This window comes from Lacibacter sediminis (assembly GCF_014168535.1).
Taxonomy (GTDB): Bacteria; Bacteroidota; Bacteroidia; order Chitinophagales; family Chitinophagaceae; genus Lacibacter; species Lacibacter sediminis.
In genome coordinates this window covers 3101305-3118420 of record NZ_CP060007.1, presented here as the reverse complement: position 1 = coordinate 3118420, position 17116 = coordinate 3101305, and the positions used below count along the sequence as shown (strand labels likewise).

Here is a 17116-nt window from a genome sequence, read left to right as displayed (position 1 = left end):
CTGCCCTTTTCCTTTACAATCATAAATAGTTCCATCAAAGAATATTCTACAATCAATATCGCTACTTTTTTTTTACAAGATGAAAATGCGGCTTGTTATCGATAAAATGGTCATTTGAATAAATTTGAAATTGAAACCCATATTTCAATTTCCACTCTTTGACTTGTTCAAATTCAAAATATATCTTGTTATTTTTAAGCCCCTTTATTGTATTCCCTTTTGTCAATTGGTGTATAATCCAGTCAAGACCCTCGTCAAGTTGTTTTTCTAAATCTTGCATTATTTTTTTACTTTTCTTTTTACTTGAGTTGTTAAAGTATTATAGATAAATAATTATGCTAAAAACAAAAAGCCACTGCAAAAGTAGTGGCTTGAATTATTTTTATTATCGCATCAACTCTTAAACCGAAACACCACGCTGCCATTCTTCTTATCATCGGCACTTAAAAATACTTTGTGGTATTGTTCGCCGTTTTGCACACGCATAATAGCGGTGTTGGGTGGTATGCGTCCTTGGTTTTCTGCATACATGGTGAGTGTATTATCTCGTCCACGTATTGCTTTCAGTTTTACAACAATGGGTTTATCGCTCAGTGTTTTTTGCGATACAACAACTTCACCATTGAATAACACCGTAATAATATCTCCATCGATCTCTGCATTATCATACAAATTCACGGTGATCTCTTCTTCTTCAATGGGTATTGTTTCAAACACTTTGCTTTCACGTTTCTCTAAACCATTCGGCAGTTTAGGTGCAGGAATATTTGCTTTTACTTCAGCGTTTGTTTTTGTTTCTGTTTGATTGTCCACTTTCGTAATTGCCGGACCTGTTGTAACAGGCGTTTCTTTCTTCGGTTGTGTTTTTACAACTTCCGGTTTCTCTTTTGGCGGAGTGGTTGGTTTTGTTGTTGGCTTTTGTTGTGCCGGAGCAGGCTTCGGATTGGTACGTACGGTATTATTATTTTGCGCCGGCGGTGTAGTGATGATGTTTTTCACCAATTGCTTACGTGAAAGCACCGTTGTGCCCATGCCGCATTTATCTTCATCACGTGCACCTTTCCAGTTCCCTTCCAGTTCTTCAGTATCGCCTTTCTTAAAATAAGTGAGTGTGTGCACCTGGAAACAATCTTTGAACCATTGGGGTGTATTCGCCTTTACACGTTTTACTTCTTTGGCAGTAATGGTTTTGCTGCGTGGATCGAGATTGCCTTCAATGGCGCAGATGGTATAAAAACGTTTGCCTTCAATAATGAAGTAGGTGGTAGAGGTTCCTTCTACTTTTGTGCCGTTTACTTCAAGTTCCAGGAAATACTCCGTGCGTGATCCTCCGGGTTCGCCTTTGGCATCAAAGCTGCCGCTCCATTGTCCACTGTATTTTTGGGCAAACAGGTTTGCAGAACAAAATAGGAAAGCCAGTAAAAGAATCTTCTTCATGTGTTTCTTGAATGTAAGTTCTGTTCAATACTTCCGCAAATTACACATTTGAAAAAAAAGGGCAGGCGAAAGGCTTTGTTAATTTTCCTTCAGCAATGATTCGTTACCTTTGTCCACCTAAAAAATCAAACGAAGTTCATGAAGATCAGTTTTCCCGATGGCGCAGTAAGGGAGTATGAGCAAGGTGCATCAGCCCTCGACATCGCCAAATCAATCAGCGAAGGATTAGCAAGAAAAGTGTTGGCCGCAAATGTTAACGGACAGGTGTGGGATCTCACACGCCCCATTAACAACGATTCTTCTTTGAAACTGTTGACGTGGGATGATGCTGAAGGAAAGAACACGTTTTGGCATAGCAGCGCCCATTTAATGGCGGAAGCTGTTGAAAGCTTATTCCCGGGTGTGAAATTCTGGGTAGGTCCGGCTTTGGAGAAAGGGTTTTATTATGATATGGACTTAGGCGATAAGAAGATGAACGAGGAAGACCTGGGGATACTGGAAAAGAAGATGAATGAACTGGCGAAGAAGAACAGTCCTTACCAGCGCAAAGAAATTTCCAAACAGGATGCCGTTGCTTATTTTTCTGAAAAGGGCGATGAATATAAACTCGATCTGTTGCAGAACCTTGAAGATGGTGGTATTACCTTGTATTCTCAAGGTGAGTTTACCGATCTGTGTCGTGGGCCACATATTCCGCACACCGGTTTTATCAAAGCAATCAAATTAACTTCTATTGCCGGTGCCTATTGGAAAGGCGATGAAAAAAATAAACAGCTTACACGTGTGTATGGTGTAACCTTCCCGTCACAAAAAGAACTGGATGAATACCTGGCGATGCTGGAAGAAGCAAAGAAAAGGGATCACCGTAAGTTGGGTAAGGAACTGGGTATCTACACCATGGATGATGATGTGGGTCAGGGTTTGCCTTTATGGATGCCCAACGGAACCATCATTATCGAAGAGCTGGAAAAACTGGCAAAAGAAACCGAAGGAGCAGCAGGTTACAAGCGTGTGGTTACGCCGCATATCGCAAAAGAAAGCATGTACCTCACCAGTGGTCACTTGCCGTATTATGCAGATAGTATGTTTCCTCCAATGGAAATGGATGGCGAGAAATATTATCTCAAGGCGATGAACTGTCCGCATCATCATAAAATATTTGATGCTGAGCCAAAGAGCTATAAAGATCTTCCGTACCGCATTGCCGAATACGGTACCTGTTACCGTTATGAGCAGAGTGGGGAGTTGTTTGGTTTGATGCGTGTACGTTGTTTGCACATGAACGATGCGCATATCTATTGCAACCGTGATCAGTTTGCCGATGAGTTCCGTGCGGTGAATGATATGTACCTGAAGTATTTCAAGATATTTGGCGTAGATAAATATGTGATGCGTCTGAGTTTGCATGATCCTGCTAAGCTGGGTCAGAAATATGTGAACGAACCCGAACTGTGGCAGGAAACAGAAGCGATGGTACGCAGAGTGCTCATCGAATCAAATATTCCCTTCATTGAAGTGCAGGATGAAGCGGCATTCTATGGACCGAAGATCGATGTACAGATCTGGAGCATTATTGGCCGTGAGTTTACATTGGCCACCAACCAGGTCGATTTCAACAGCGGTAACAAATTCAAACTGTCGTTCACCAATCAAAGCAACCAACCGGAAGTGCCATTGATCATTCACCGTGCACCGCTTGGTACCCACGAACGTTTCATTGGCTTTTTGCTGGAGCATTATGCGGGCAAATTCCCGTTATGGCTGGCACCTTTGCAGGTGAAAATTCTGCCGATCAGTGATAAGTTCATGGATTATGCAAAAACCCTGTTGAATAAACTGAAAAAAGCAGATATTCGTGCTGAGATTGACGACCGCAGCGAAAAAATAGGAAAGAAGATCAGGGATACCGAGCTGGCAAGAGTTCCTTATATGCTGGTGGTGGGTGAGAAAGAGGTGAACGAAGGAAAAGTAGCGGTTCGTAAACAAGGTAAAGGTGATGCAGGTGTGTTTGATGCAGATGAATTTATTGCTGCTGCCACACTTGAGATCAAAGAAAGAAAATCAGAATAATTTTATTTCTCTTCTGCCCCTGAAGAGAATTATAAACACAAATGAACAGTTGCTTCCTGAAAGGGGTATGGAAGCAGAATTAATATGGCATTTCCACAAAGACCTCCGAGGGGACGTTTTATTCCCCGTAAAGAGCCAGAACATCGCATCAACCACATGATCCGTGTACCGGAAGTACGCCTGGTTGGTGATAATATTGAGGTGGGCGTTTACCCAACTCAGAAAGCATTACAAATTGCACAAGACTTAGGTTTAGACCTGGTGGAGATCTCTCCGCAGGCGGTTCCGCCTGTTTGTAAAGCAATCGACTACAATAAATTCCTTTACGAGAAGAAGAAGAAGGAAAAGGAAATGAAGTCGAAGAGTAAGTCGGCTGAACTGAAAGAAATTCGTTTTACACCAAATACGGACGACCACGACTTTGATTTTAAAGCAAAGCACGCCGAAAACTTCCTCAAAGAAGGCAATAAGGTGAAGGCTTATGTACAATTTAAGGGTCGTGCCATCCAGTTTAAGGAAAGAGGAGAGCTGGTGCTGCTGAAATTTGCAGAGCGCCTGAAAGATGCGGGCCAGGTTGAAGGATTTCCAAAACTGGAAGGAAAGCGGATGCTGATGATCATTGCGCCAAGAACGGCGAAGAAAAAGAAAGAAAACGCTGAATAATAGCAGAAACCGCCTTCGAAATAGGCGGTTTTTTCATTGAGTAATAAGGCACAAGAAGAAAGGAACAAGGCACAAGGGACAAGGAACAAGCTGCCTTTGCGTCTTTGCAACTTTGCGTTCTTTGCGAGCAACCACAAAAAAACTACCCCCAATCCCTTCTTTTAAGCAGTTATTTCCTACATTTGCGCTCCCAAATCGGGAGGCTGAAAACAGCCGGTATTGCCCAAACGGCCCCCTAAGTGTTCTGCCTGTGCAGAGCCGCCAGCAGGGTATCATTCTTAAAGAGCATTCAAATGCCAAAGGTAAAAACGAACTCAAGTGCCAAAAAAAGGTTTAAAGTAACCGGCACCGGTAAGATCATGCATCAGAAGAGTTTCAAACGTCACATCCTCACAAAGAAATCAAAGAAACGTAAGCGTAACATGCGTATGGACGGAGAAGTAGCACAATCTCATGTACATTTTGTAAAACGTTTATTGCGTCTTAAATAAGATGCAGCTGTAAACACTAATTTATAATTTAAAAACATTAAGATATGCCCCGTTCAGTAAACGCAGTTGCATCGAAGCAGCGCCGCAAAAGAATTCTCAAACAAGCCAAAGGCTTTTATGGCAAACGTAAAAACGTTTATACCGTTGCCAAAAACGTAGTTGAAAAAGGTATGACCTACAGTTATGTTGGTCGTAAACTCAAGAAGCGTGAATACCGTGCACTTTGGATCGCACGTATCAACGCAGCAGTAAGAGAAGAAGGATTGACTTACTCTGTATTCATCAACAAGCTGAAAGCAAAAAACATTGATCTTGACCGTAAGATCCTTGCTGACTTAGCGATGAACGAACCGGAAAGCTTTAAGCAACTGGTTGCATCAGTAAAATAATCATCAACTGATTTATACGAAGCCCCGACAGAAATGTTGGGGCTTTTTGTTTTCGCCAGCTAATAACGGCTCATAACTGAGGGCTTCTTCTCCTTGTCTTCGTAGCTCTCAAAAATCTTCATCCCCCAGCATTTATTTTTACAATAAGTTTGTGCAAAATTTTAAAGGTGACAAACGACCCACGTAGTTATCAACTGACCAACCAAACGTACACCGACCTGGTGCATCAAACATTTAACTTCCCGCAAGAAGATTTTCATTTACAAAACGGTTACCTGCAGTTTAACCATCTTGATCTCAAGGCCCTGATCGATAAGTATGGTACGCCCATGAAGCTGACTTATCTGCCAAAGATCGGTATGCAGATCAAAAAGGCGAAGAAGATGTTCGATACCGCTTTTAAAAAGCACAGGTACGAAGGCAAATATTTTTATTGCTATTGTACCAAGAGCAGTCACTTCTCTTTTGTAGTGGAAGAAACATTAAAAAATGAAGTGCATCTTGAAACTTCGTTTGCTTACGATATTGAAATCATCAACAAGCTATATCAAAAGAAAAAGATCACGAAGGATATACAGATCATTTGTAACGGATATAAACAAAAGAGTTATATCACACGTATCGCCAAATTGCTGAATACCGGTTTCAAAAACGTTACACCTATTCTGGATAACAAGGAAGAATTACAGCAGTATAAGAAAACAGTGAAAGTGCCTTTTAAAGTAGGTATTCGTGTAGCTGCAGAAGAAGAACCGAACTTTCCTTTCTATACGTCTCGTCTTGGCATTCGTGCAAGAGATATTCTCGAGTTTTATGTTGATAAGATCGAAGGAAATGAAGACCGTTTCCAGTTGAAGATGCTGCACATCTTTTTGAACAAAGGAATTAAAGATGATATTTATTACTGGAGTGAGTTGAATAAAGTGGTGAACCTGTATTGCCAGTTGAAGAAGATCTGCCCTGAGTTAGATTCAATCAATATCGGCGGCGGATTTCCGATTAAGCACTCGCTTGGTTTTGAGTACGACTATCAATTCATGATCAACGAAATTGTAGCCACAATCAAAAAGACCTGTAAGAAAGCCGGTGTACCAATGCCAAATATTTATACAGAGTTCGGAAGTTTTACAGTGGGAGAGAGCATGGCGCATATCTATTCTGTGCTTGCACAGAAAACACAGAACGACCGTGAGAACTGGTACATGATCGATTCATCATTCATTACTACGTTGCCTGATACCTGGGGTATTGGTGAAAAGTTCCTGATGTTGCCGATCAATAAATGGGATAATGATTACCAGCGTGTGGTGCTTGGTGGCATTACCTGCGACAGTCATGATTATTATGATTCAGAGGAGCATATCAATGAAGTGTTTCTGCCCAAATTAAATGGCGACAGTGCTGCTGAGCCTTTGTATGTCGGCTTCTTCCATACTGGTGCCTACCAGGATCAGATCAGCGGTTATGGTGGTATTAAGCACTGTATGATCCCTTCGCCGAAGCATATCATTGTCGGGCACGACAAGAATGGTAAACTGGTTGATTGGGTGTATGCAAAAGAACAAACGGCACAAAGTATGCTGAAGATATTGGGATACTAATCAAACAACAGATAAAGCAAAAGCCCCCCGATGTATTTATCGGGGGGCTTTTTTATTTCAATTGCTACTACTTACTAATTATAAGTTAGGGTTGCTGGTGCGACTTGGTCTTTTACCACCGTTTTGCGGTGTGTTGTTTGGGTATCGTTGTTGCGGATAACTTGGATACTGTGGATATTGCTGCGGATAGGTTCTTACATTTCTGTCGTCCCAATCCCTGTCATCATCGTGGCGATGATTGCAATTGCCGTTCTTGTTACCCTTGCCTCTTCCTTTCGCATAATCCTTTGCATGACCACCATAAACCTTCTTGGCCTGGCCAGGAGGCAGATTGCGATGATTGCAGTTGTTGTTGCTATTATATCCGTAATCATTGTTGCGTTGGTTACGTGGATAGCTCATGCGGCCATCAGGATAACGCACAGCGCCATCGGGGTAACGTGTTGTTCCATCCGGATACTGAATTGTTCCGTCGGGCCATTGACGGCTACCATCCTGTCTTACAACGGGGCGGTTTGTACGGTTGCCGAAAATATCTCCTGCTTTCGGAAATATCTGAGCCGATGCTGAAGTAGTTGCTACGATCATCATCAGGGCTATTGACCATTTGTAGAATTTTAAGTTTAGCATAGTAGGTATGTTTTATACTTGTAATTCAAACTATTTGCCAAATGCCAAAAACAACGGGTATGAAATGTGTTCTTACGCTTTATTTAACAATATTGCTTGCTGCATATGCTTCTGCTCAAAGCACCGAAGATTCTGTAAAGGCTGTTGTTAACAATTTATTTGCAGCGATGAAAAATGCTGACTCAGTTGCATTGAAAAATGTATTCTCTGAATGGGCTGTGTTGCAAACCATCAGTCGTACAAAAGAAGGGGCAACGATGATACGTACTGATAACATCAGTCAGTTCGCATCTTTTGTTGGTAAATCAAACAAAGGTGATGCTGATGAACGTATAAGTTTTGGAGCAGTTCATATTGATGGTGCGTTGGCAAGTGTATGGACGCCGTATGAATTTTATTTGAAAGGAACCTTCAGCCATTGCGGCGTAAACTCGTTTCAACTTGTTCGGATCAATGGAGTATGGAAGGTGCAGTACCTGATCGATACAAGACGGAAGACGGATTGTAAATAAAATGTACACAAACAATAAAGAAGCCGATGAATGTTCATCGGCTTCTTTATTTATTTCTTTTTGTTTCGATACTTCCTGTTCACTTTTGGATCATCGAAATATTTGTTGGCATCTTTAGGGTCTTCAATGTTGATCTCTTCAAGCGGTACATCGATGAGCTGTAACTGAATTTGTTTGAGATCGGTTTTCAGCTTTGTTGTTTTGGTAATGATGTCGGGATCCTTTTCACTCACCAGTCCGTTCTCCTGCAGAATATATTCTAATCGCCTGATACTTGTACGCACCACTGAAACAGAGTTCTGATCGTTTACTTTATTTGGTGCAACAGCTTCTTTTACGGGTACGAGGGTTACACCAACCGCAGGCAACACACGACCTACATTTTTCTGTTCTTCATTTTTTGATGTACTCAGAATGGTTCCTGCTAAAGCTGAGGAAGACGAAGTCATATCAAAAGCAACTCTTTTGTTGCGGGTATGTTTAATTTTTTTATCAAGCGTGCGGAAAGTGAATTTTAATTGCTGGATGTATCGGTTATAATCGGTAACAACTTTATCATATTCCTGCTTTTTCAGCGGATAGTTAATTGCATCCCTTACAATAATGCGTACTGTAGCCGTATCCTTGTTTCTGAATTTATCGGCGCCAACAAACAACAAACGAAATATTTTTACTTTCCCGCTATCGTTATCTTTCACAAAATCATACGGGATCCACCACACAAATTCATCTTTGCATTTGGTGATGGCGTTTTCCGGTTTTATCGGAATGCTGCTTTCAAAATTGATGTATTCGATGGGGAAGTTGCCGTTCTCACAGTTCAACACAAAACGTGCAGTATCACCTTCGTCAACTGTTACTGTTGATGAAACCGATGGTCTTATTTTCGATTGAATGATCTCTGTGTTAAAGAATACGATCGTAAAAACTGTATCAGCTTTTTCAACCGGGTTATTTAAATTTTGAACGCCAAGCTGCACTTTGTATTCAACGTCATACTTCAATCGTCCGGAAAGAAAATAAGCTTTATCTGCTTTGAATGTGAGCAGGCCGTTGTCTTTATTGATGCGTAAACCAACAGGTGAGTTCTTAAGGTACCAATAATAATTAGTGATCTCTTTGTTGATCTCCAGTTTATAACTGAGTGAGCTGTCTACATGTAATGTAAAATAAGGGTTCAGGTTGCGGATACGCAACGTTGTATCCACTGCAGGTGGAATTGCATGAACAGAATCAGGAATATCCTGTGCCTTGGTGCTCAACAGGATAAACAGGCCGGTAAGAAGGGTTAATAGAGCTTTCATGTCGATTGTGGCGAAGATAATCATGTCTGCTGAAACACTTGTTAACAGAAACAAAAACCCCGTTGTAAAAACAACGGGGTAACCAAAACCAACTGCTATAAAACAAGCTATATGAAATCTATTACTGAATAGTGATCGTTTTCACAGGTTGTTGCTGTTCTGCTTTCTTAGGCAGTAACAATTTCAACAAACCATTTTCGTATTTCGCCTGGATAGCTTCTGCATTGATCTTCTCATCAACTGTAAAGCTGCGTTTAAAGCTTTGGAAGCTGAACTCACGACGAACTACTTTCGCATCTTCATTCTTCGCTTCTTCTTTTTTCTCGTAGCTGATGGTTAATAAACCTTTGTCTACAGAAACATGAAAGTCTTCTTTATTGCGGCCCGGAGCATTTAGCTCAAGATGATAAGCATCAGAAGTTTCAACGATGTTTACTGCAGGAGAAAAAAGATTGTTGACTGTTTTACCAAAAGCAGGTAACTCATTGAAAAACTCATCAAAGAAGTTGTTGAGGTTTTTCTGAACGGGGCTGTGCAATTTTACCATTGTCATAGTATTAAAGTTTTAATTGTTTTTAATAATGGTATGGAATCATCAAAGCATATTCCAACAGGTTTTTTTGCGCCGTCATTTCAGATTTACGAATATAAATGCGACAAAAAGTCTACTATCCTGCAATGGTTCTGTCAAAATTTCTTTTTTTACTGATTGAATTTTCAATTCCTGTAGCTTTGCATAAAATTTAAACTATTACATTATGTATCCAGCAGAAATAGTATTACCCATGAAAGGGGAAATGACTGAAGGTGGTTTTGATGAATTGTTATCAGCAGAGTCGGTTGACAGTGCATTAACGCAGAAAGGGACAAGTCTCGTTTTTATTAACTCAGTTTGCGGTTGTGCGGCAGGTAGTGCAAGACCAGGTGTGTTGATGGCTGTGCATAACAGCACGAAGCGTCCTGATCATTTATTGACCAGCTTCGCTGGTTTTGATATTGATGCAGTGAAAAAGATCCGTGAGCATTTGTTGCCTTATCCTCCAAGTTCACCGGCTATCGCATTATTTAAAGATGGTCAGTTGGTTCACATTATCGAACGCCACAACATCGAAGGTCGTCCGGCGCAAATGATCGCACAAAATCTTATCAGTGCATTTGAAGAGCATTGCAACTAGCTAACACATTGAATGTTTATCGCATCCCTCAACTTTTGTTGGGGGATTTTTTTGGGTGATAGGTATGTCATACTTATAACGATTGATAAAATGTTCCATCCTGCAATAAGTAGGACATACCTCAGCCCAAAATCTTATTTTTGCAGTTACTGTAAACTAAGCTATCGTTCCCGTTTCGGCGGGATAGGAAAGTCCGGACAGCATAGAGCAACGTACCGGTGAAGAGCCGGGTGTTCCGCCTCAGGCGGAGCAACAGAAAGTGCCACAGAAAATAACTACCCACCTACGCCAAGGCTATGGTGGGAAAAGGTGAAAACGTAGGGTAAGAGCCTACGGGTTATAACAGCAATGTTATAGCGGGGTAAACCTTACGTGCTGAAATGCCACATATACCGTCGCCTGAGAACGGCTCGTTCGATGACGGAGGGTAGGCAGATTGATCCTTCAGCGTAAGTTGTTGGACAGATAAATGATAGCTCTCGACAAAATCCGGCTTACAGGTTTACAGTATTTTAAAACATCAGGCTTCCGTTACAACGGAAGCCTGACCTTTTTTACAAGTATCGTTCTTCGAGGATGCGTTTATGATGCAGAAAGTGCCCGAGTGTTACATACCCAATTGCATTCACGGTAATGGAGTTGTTATTAGCCATACCGCTGGTATTTAATTCTTTCCAGGAGAAGCTATTGTACAGCAATTCGCTGCTTTTGCGAACGGCTTTGAACTCATCGGCCAACGATTGTATTGTGCGTTTGCTTACATCCGCAATGGCCGCATACTCATTTTCATCAAAACCACTAAGTGGGGAGGGGCTCTGGCGTGCAAACCATAGTGCACGGTGGGTGAAGATGCGTTCCGCATCGATCATGTGCTGCAATAATTGTTTCACCGTCCATTTACCTTCAGCATAAGCATGATCAGCTTTTGAATCCGGTATTGATGCAAGAAAAGAATCGAGTACTGCAAATTGATTTTCGAAAGCTTTCTTTACATCATCTTCCTGCACATTCATTACATAGTTGTGATAAAAAGATGAGTAGTCGTTAGTGGTTGGTCGTGACATGATAATCAGGTTTTGGAATATGCATAACAGCAAACTGCTTCAGATATTGTAAACATAAAAAGAAAACCCGCTGAAAAGCGGGTTTTAAAGTCAAAGTATTATCCTTTTTTCGATTTCTTAACTTTTGGTTTTGGTTGCGGTTTAGGTGCTGCCGGAGCAGTAGTGTTGCGTTCACCTTTTAATGTTGCAGCAACTTTAATTGCTTCGTATGCATTTAATAAACCACCTGTGCGACTGAAGTTTGCAAAATCTTCTTTCTCCTCACTGCCGGGTTTTGTTACCTGCATGTTTGGATTAACTGAACCTTTTTCAATACAAAACTTCACCTGTTCCGGTGACAGATCAGGATAGTAGGATAGAATGAACGCTGCTAAACCAGCTACCACAGGGCTCGCCATACTTGTTCCTTGTGCAAATCCATAAGTATTACCACCGGGAATAGTTGAATAAATTTTTACACCCGGAGCAAATACATCCACTTCCTTTTTACCATAGTTACTGAAGTCTGCAGCAAGACCACCTGTTTTGGGATCGCCGCTTGCACCAACAGTAATAAAGTTGGGAGCTTTCATTTTTGTTTCAACAATATTCGGGTTAGGATAGTTCTCAGAACTGTCTACATTCTTACCATCGTTACCTGCTGCATGTACTAATAGTACACCTTTGCTTTGTGCATAACGAACTGCGTCATCAACCCATTTCTTTTGTGGGGAAAAACTTTTACCAAAACTCATGTTGATGATTTTCGCACCATTATCAACAGCATAACGGATAGCAAGTGCAATATCTTTATCGTGCTCATCACCATCAGGCACGGCACGGATAGTCATGATGCGTACATCATTTGCTACACCATCGACACCAATACCATTGTTACGTGCAGCGGCAATGATGCCGGCTACATGTGTTCCATGGAAGGGAGTGTTCGCCATAACATCGGGGTTGCCATAAAAACGATCATTGAAATCGTAATAATTATCTTTTACTATTTCACCACGATAATCTTTAGGAGCGCTAGTTGAAGCAGAAGCTTTTTTCTCCTGGCCCTGGTAATAACTGGTAAACTCTTTAATGATGAAGTCGTTGTTGGCATCCATCAATTCAAAACCTTTGAACAATGCAAACATGGTTGATTTTGCATCGGCTTCTTTTGAATTGGCAGGTTTAAATGTTGCCAGATCGTTACCAGTATATTCCGGTTTGAATTTCAATTTCAATATGCTGTCAGCAACAGTTGATTTGTTGTACAAACTTTTCAGAAATACAACTTGTGTTTGTGCTTCAGTTGAACCATGTTCAATATCTCCCTGTGCTTTTTTGAAAATGCGGTATTCTTCTTTTTCAATTGCTGACAATTTGCTTTCATCAACAGTGCCACCATATTTAGGTTTGAGTGCATGATACAAACGTGCAGCTTCGTAAGAATCTTCTTTTACATTTTTGCCATCTTTACCACCAAGAAAATTCCAGCCATAGTAATCATCTACATAACCATTCTTGTCATCATCAATTCCGTTGTTGGGAATTTCTTTTGGGTTACGCCACAATACCGGCTTCAGATCTTCGTGTAAGGTATCAATACCACTGTCGATCACCGCCACAATAACGGTTGTGCTTTTTTTGTTTTTTACAAACTCAAGCGCCTGTTCAAGACTAATACCATAAAATCCATCAGAAGATTGATTTTTGAGATGCCAGCCTTTAAACTGATCTTCTTTTACAGAAGCCTGGGAGAAGGCACAGATCGAGGAGAGGGCGAATACGGATGTTACAAGCAACACTTTGTTTAACTGCATATGTCTTTCTTATTTTAAAACGATTTGTAAAGTTGCGGCATGTTGGGCAAATAAATATACCGTTTACCCACATTTTGCAGAATTTTTTGAGTGAAACAGCCGCCCTCATTGCTTTTCAGACGGCTGTTGATTAGTCGTTTAATCTATTGGCAAAGGCTGTTAAGGGATACTTAAATATCAAACTTAATTCCCTGAGCCAGAGGCAGATTTGTTGAATAGTTGATCGTGTTGGTTTGACGGCGCATATAATTTTTCCAGGCATCGCTGCCACTTTCCCTGCCGCCACCGGTTTCTTTTTCGCCACCGAAGGCACCGCCTATCTCAGCGCCGCTCGTTCCGATATTTACATTGGCAATTCCACAATCGCTGCCGGTAGTTGATAAAAACTGCTCCGCTTCACGCATATTCAAGGTCATGATGGAAGATGATAAACCTTGCGGCACGCCGTTCTGAATAGCAATTGCTTCATCAATGGTTTTATATTTCAACAAATAAAGAATAGGGGCAAAGGTTTCATGCTCAACAATTTTGAAACCTGATTTTGCTTCAGCTATGCATGGTTTTACATAACAGCCGCTTTCATAACCGGCACCTGATAAAACGCCGCCTTCCACAATGAAATGTCCGCCTTCGGCTTTACATTGTTCAATTGCTTTGCTATATGCGTTTACTGCATCAGTATCGATCAATGGACCAACATGGTAGCTTTCATTCAACGGATCACCAATGCTTAATTGTTTGTAAGCAGCAACCAATTTTTCTTTAACCGTATCGTAGACCGATTCATGAATAATCAAGCGACGGGTAGTAGTGCAACGTTGACCAGCCGTTCCAACAGCACCAAACACGGCACCACGAATCGCAATGTTAAGATCTGCATGTTCACTGATGATGATGGCATTGTTACCACCTAGCTCTAATAAACTTCTGCCTAAACGTTGTCCTACAGCTGCACCAACTGATTTGCCCATACGAGTACTTCCTGTTGCAGATACCAACGGGACACGAGTATCGTTACTCATCCATTCACCAATTTCTCTGCCACCTTGTATCAAACAACTCACACCTTCGGGTACATTATTTTTTGCAAAGACTTCTGCAACGATATGTTGACAGGCGATGCCGCACAAAGGTGTTTTTTCTGATGGTTTCCAAATGCACACATCTCCACAGATCCATGCAAGCATGGTGTTCCAGCTCCACACTGCAACGGGGAAATTGAATGCTGAGATAATGCCAACAATACCTAACGGATGCCATTGCTCATACATGCGATGCAATGGGCGTTCGCTATGCATGGTCAATCCATGTAATTGGCGGGAGAGACCGACCGCAAAATCGCAGATGTCGATCATTTCCTGTACTTCACCATAACCTTCCTGTAAACTTTTACCCATTTCATAAGATACCAATCGACCGAGAGGTTCTTTTTTTGCACGCAATGCTTCACCGATCTGTCGAACAATTTCACCACGTTTAGGTGCAGGCCATGTGCGCCACTCTGCAAAGGCTGCTTGTGCTTTTGCAATCACTGTTTCATACGTTGCTTTATCGGCTGAAGTAACTGATGCGATTGTTTTTCCATCAACGGGTGAAGAAGAAGTAATTGTTTCACCGCTTGATGTTAACCAGTTTATTCCTGTTGAAACGCCGCTATTCTGTGCTTTGATGCCGAGTTGTTGAATAAAATCATGCATACGATCAATCGTTTTTATGGACTGCAAATATCAAGAAATTAGTTCGGATAAAACGAAGGGGCGAGTTTTCACCCACCCCTTTCGGTTGTTCTTTTTTTGAGCGCATGCGGCCCCTCCAGGGAGAGGATATACAGTTTGATGTTTTTAAAGCGATATTTATAAATTCACTTTTATTCCACCCATTACCCAACGTGTTGGCATAATGCTGCCGAGCAGATCGCTGTAACGACGGTTGAAAATATTATCGGCCTGTACAAATACACCCAGTTTGTCTTTCAGCAAAAAGAGATCAACACGTGTATTCAAAATAAAATAATTGGCGCTGATTGGAACGAACGGTGCTGCAATTGATTGTGGTCTTCTTGCTTTGAATAAACCATTTGTACTCACTGCAATTTTTTTATAACGGTACATCACATTAAAGTTGATGAGTTCTCTTGCATGGTTTGAAACATAAAGCGAAGGAATCGTATCACTGCTGCGGCTACGCATCCATACGAAACCAAGTCCACCGGATAATGAATGCTTATCACTAAACTCGTGCGTGTACTGCACATCGGTTTCAATACCTGTAGTATTTACTTTGTCGATATTATTTGCAAGAAAATAATTACCACCGGGAACAAGATTTACCTGGCGGGGCATATTTGCATAAGACGTGAAGACGTAATCGATCAGGTTTTGTTGGAAACGTTCGAACCAGGTGGTTGAAATTTTTAATGAAGAGTTGAGATAATAATCAGCACCCACTTCATAACTCAAAGATGCTTCTGAGATCAGATCAGGATTTCCGATACGTTGACCGGATGGAACAGGGCTACGCTGATAGTTATTAAAACGTTCCGTGAAATCGGCATCTCTTGTTGTACGACCAACACTTCCACGGAATAAAAATGATTCGTAACGATACGAAGCGTTCAACTGTGGAATCAATTCCCAACCGGCACGCTCATTCCAGTCAACACGCAAGGCAGGATTTAATTGCAATGCTTTTCCGATCTTTTGATTCAACACCACAAATGCACCTGCATTCGATACTTCATGATTGCCTCTGTCGTTCGAAACAATTTTACGGCTGATAAATTGCACACCTGATGTAATGGTTGAGTTATCATTGATTTTATAATCGTGTAAGGCCAGTGCCTGAAACAACGATGAATTATTCACGTTTGCACTAACTGCTTTGCGGAAACGATACACATCGTTTGCTTCTTTATAACCTGCATCAAACGAAAAACTATGCTTGTTTTTTTTGTGCATGAATTTGAGATGATGCCAACGACTGATCACTGATTCTGTCGCAGTATCACTTAAGAATGTTGTATAAAAATTCTGAGCGTTAAAATCACGATCATCATAGCCAAAGCGATAAGCAACACTTGTGTTTTCAGATAGTGCTTGTTTAACAGAAGCAGAAATAGTGGTGAGGTTGAAATAACCTTTTGTGCCACGCAGTTGTTGCCCTTTTGTATTATTCGTGATCACACCAACAGATGCAGTTGTATTCTTCTGATGAATAAATGCACCAGCTTGTGCATTGAATAAGCCAAAATCACCAGCAGTTAATTGTGCATTGATCTTATGTCCGTTGGTATTTTTCTTTGCAGCGAATGTTTTACTGATGATATGAATGACACCACCAACAGCTTCTGTACCATAGATCGCAGAAGATGCACCTTTCAACACTTCAATACGATCGATCTCGGCAGGAGAGATGGGGATATAAGAACTGAAGTGACCTGTTAACGGATCATTCAAACGAATGCCATCAAGTATCACCAACACCTGTTGAAACGTACCTCCACGAATGGTGAAATCAGCCTGCGCACCCATTGGTCCACGGCTTTGCACTTCCACACCCGGTACATAACGCAGCAATTCATCAATTGACTGCACAGGAAGTTTTTGCAGTACATCACCTTTAATAATTAAAATGTTTCGACCGGTCTTTGAAGCACTAACCGGAGTTAAAGAAGCAGTAACAGTAATAGGGTCGAGTTCAATTTCTTTTTGTTGTGCATTACTGTTGGAGAACATACTCAAGAGGGCAAGACTCGAGAGTGAGAGTTTTAGCAGTTTCATTCGTTTTAAGTTTATAATCGTCGCAAAGATATAGGTAGTGGAAGTGTAAATGACTGATTTTTCTCAATGAAAATACTAATGAATGAGTGTTATTAGTAAATGTCAGTTTGTGCAATCGGTTGAATGGATAATCAGAGCTGCAAAAGTTTTTCTGATGTAATTAATCTAACTCTTACCACGTCATGTCGACGAAGGAGACATCTCT

Annotated in this window: 15 protein-coding genes and 1 other RNA gene; 8 read left to right on the top strand and 8 right to left on the bottom strand. The window is 41.2% G+C overall.

Annotation, left to right across the window (positions count from 1 at the left end; genetic code table 11):
• Positions 1–393: 393 nt before the first annotated feature.
• Entirely contained in the window at positions 394–1437 is a 1044-nt protein-coding gene (locus H4075_RS13240; RefSeq protein WP_182801313.1) for a hypothetical protein, read from the bottom strand.
• Between the two features lie 138 nt (positions 1438–1575).
• Between H4075_RS13240 and thrS the strand changes: the two genes are divergently transcribed.
• The 5 genes from thrS (at position 1576) to H4075_RS13215 (ending at position 6651) form a co-directional block, all read left to right on the top strand.
• Positions 1576–3507 carry a threonine--tRNA ligase gene (gene thrS, locus H4075_RS13235; protein WP_182801312.1) on the top strand — a complete coding sequence of 644 codons (1932 nt, stop codon included), beginning with the start codon at positions 1576–1578 and terminating at the stop codon, positions 3505–3507.
• An 84-nt stretch (positions 3508–3591) separates the two neighbouring features.
• Complete coding sequence (gene infC, locus H4075_RS13230; protein ID WP_182801311.1) at positions 3592–4170, top strand: translation initiation factor IF-3; 579 nt, start codon at positions 3592–3594, stop codon at positions 4168–4170.
• A gap of 293 nt (positions 4171–4463) precedes the next feature.
• Positions 4464–4661, top strand: coding sequence for a 50S ribosomal protein L35 (gene rpmI / locus H4075_RS13225; RefSeq protein ID WP_182801310.1), 198 nt, complete (start codon positions 4464–4466; stop codon positions 4659–4661).
• A gap of 44 nt (positions 4662–4705) precedes the next feature.
• Complete coding sequence (gene rplT / locus H4075_RS13220) at positions 4706–5050, top strand: 50S ribosomal protein L20 (RefSeq protein ID WP_182801309.1); 345 nt, start codon at positions 4706–4708, stop codon at positions 5048–5050.
• A 167-nt stretch (positions 5051–5217) separates the two neighbouring features.
• Positions 5218–6651, top strand: a complete 1434-nt coding sequence (locus H4075_RS13215; RefSeq protein WP_255460191.1) for a type III PLP-dependent enzyme domain-containing protein — start codon at positions 5218–5220, stop codon at positions 6649–6651.
• A gap of 78 nt (positions 6652–6729) precedes the next feature.
• Here H4075_RS13215 and H4075_RS13210 read toward each other — a convergent pair whose 3' ends face one another.
• On the bottom strand, positions 6730–7281 hold the full coding sequence (locus tag H4075_RS13210; RefSeq protein ID WP_182801308.1) for a T-complex 10 C-terminal domain-containing protein: 552 nt from the start codon (positions 7279–7281) through the stop codon (positions 6730–6732).
• Between the two features lie 59 nt (positions 7282–7340).
• On the opposite strand from H4075_RS13210, the gene H4075_RS13205 reads away from it, so the two are divergent.
• The gene (locus H4075_RS13205; protein ID WP_182801307.1) at positions 7341–7793 is read left to right on the top strand and encodes a nuclear transport factor 2 family protein; all 453 of its coding nucleotides are present in this window, start codon (positions 7341–7343) and stop codon (positions 7791–7793) included.
• Positions 7794–7843: 50 nt separating this feature from the next.
• Here H4075_RS13205 and H4075_RS13200 read toward each other — a convergent pair whose 3' ends face one another.
• Positions 7844–9097, bottom strand: a complete 1254-nt coding sequence (locus H4075_RS13200) for a hypothetical protein (RefSeq protein WP_182801306.1) — start codon at positions 9095–9097, stop codon at positions 7844–7846.
• Positions 9098–9218: 121 nt separating this feature from the next.
• Positions 9219–9650 carry an Hsp20/alpha crystallin family protein gene (locus tag H4075_RS13195; RefSeq protein ID WP_255460190.1) on the bottom strand — a complete coding sequence of 144 codons (432 nt, stop codon included), beginning with the start codon at positions 9648–9650 and terminating at the stop codon, positions 9219–9221.
• A 205-nt stretch (positions 9651–9855) separates the two neighbouring features.
• Here H4075_RS13195 and H4075_RS13190 point away from each other — a divergent pair, with 205 nt between their 5' ends.
• Together H4075_RS13190 and rnpB are read left to right on the top strand one after the other, a co-directional pair.
• Complete coding sequence (locus H4075_RS13190; RefSeq protein WP_182801305.1) at positions 9856–10272, top strand: BrxA/BrxB family bacilliredoxin; 417 nt, start codon at positions 9856–9858, stop codon at positions 10270–10272.
• Positions 10273–10420: 148 nt separating this feature from the next.
• Positions 10421–10785: RNase P RNA component class A (rnpB, locus tag H4075_RS13185), an RNA gene on the top strand.
• Between the two features lie 41 nt (positions 10786–10826).
• Here rnpB and H4075_RS13180 read toward each other — a convergent pair.
• The 4 genes from H4075_RS13180 to H4075_RS13165 all read right to left on the bottom strand — a co-directional run bounded on the left by H4075_RS13180 (position 10827) and on the right by H4075_RS13165 (position 16911).
• The gene (locus H4075_RS13180; protein WP_182801304.1) at positions 10827–11336 is read right to left on the bottom strand and encodes a DinB family protein; all 510 of its coding nucleotides are present in this window, start codon (positions 11334–11336) and stop codon (positions 10827–10829) included.
• A 98-nt stretch (positions 11337–11434) separates the two neighbouring features.
• A complete protein-coding gene (locus H4075_RS13175; RefSeq protein WP_182801303.1) occupies positions 11435–13132 on the bottom strand; it encodes a S8 family peptidase in 1698 nt (565 codons plus the stop codon).
• A gap of 170 nt (positions 13133–13302) precedes the next feature.
• Positions 13303–14856, bottom strand: a complete 1554-nt coding sequence (gene amaB, locus H4075_RS13170) for an L-piperidine-6-carboxylate dehydrogenase (protein WP_255460189.1) — start codon at positions 14854–14856, stop codon at positions 13303–13305.
• Between the two features lie 129 nt (positions 14857–14985).
• Entirely contained in the window at positions 14986–16911 is a 1926-nt protein-coding gene (locus tag H4075_RS13165; RefSeq protein ID WP_182801302.1) for a TonB-dependent receptor plug domain-containing protein, read from the bottom strand.
• Between the last annotated feature and the right edge of the window lie 205 nt (positions 16912–17116).

Excerpts from the sequence above, each read along its gene's own strand:
- H4075_RS13240 (WP_182801313.1), bottom strand. The coding sequence starts at position 1,437 with ATGAAGAAGATTCTTTTACTGGCTTTCCTATTTTGTTCTGCAAACCTG.
- thrS (WP_182801312.1), top strand. The coding sequence starts at position 1,576 with ATGAAGATCAGTTTTCCCGATGGCGCAGTAAGGGAGTATGAGCAAGGT.
- infC (WP_182801311.1), top strand. The coding sequence starts at position 3,592 with ATGGCATTTCCACAAAGACCTCCGAGGGGACGTTTTATTCCCCGTAAA.
- rpmI (WP_182801310.1), top strand. The coding sequence starts at position 4,464 with ATGCCAAAGGTAAAAACGAACTCAAGTGCCAAAAAAAGGTTTAAAGTA.
- rplT (WP_182801309.1), top strand. The coding sequence starts at position 4,706 with ATGCCCCGTTCAGTAAACGCAGTTGCATCGAAGCAGCGCCGCAAAAGA.
- H4075_RS13210 (WP_182801308.1), bottom strand. The coding sequence starts at position 7,281 with ATGCTAAACTTAAAATTCTACAAATGGTCAATAGCCCTGATGATGATC.
- H4075_RS13205 (WP_182801307.1), top strand. The coding sequence starts at position 7,341 with ATGAAATGTGTTCTTACGCTTTATTTAACAATATTGCTTGCTGCATAT.
- H4075_RS13200 (WP_182801306.1), bottom strand. The coding sequence starts at position 9,097 with ATGAAAGCTCTATTAACCCTTCTTACCGGCCTGTTTATCCTGTTGAGC.
- H4075_RS13195 (WP_255460190.1), bottom strand. The coding sequence starts at position 9,650 with ATGACAATGGTAAAATTGCACAGCCCCGTTCAGAAAAACCTCAACAAC.
- H4075_RS13190 (WP_182801305.1), top strand. The coding sequence starts at position 9,856 with ATGTATCCAGCAGAAATAGTATTACCCATGAAAGGGGAAATGACTGAA.
- H4075_RS13180 (WP_182801304.1), bottom strand. The coding sequence starts at position 11,336 with ATGTCACGACCAACCACTAACGACTACTCATCTTTTTATCACAACTAT.
- H4075_RS13175 (WP_182801303.1), bottom strand. The coding sequence starts at position 13,132 with ATGCAGTTAAACAAAGTGTTGCTTGTAACATCCGTATTCGCCCTCTCC.
- H4075_RS13165 (WP_182801302.1), bottom strand. The coding sequence starts at position 16,911 with ATGAAACTGCTAAAACTCTCACTCTCGAGTCTTGCCCTCTTGAGTATG.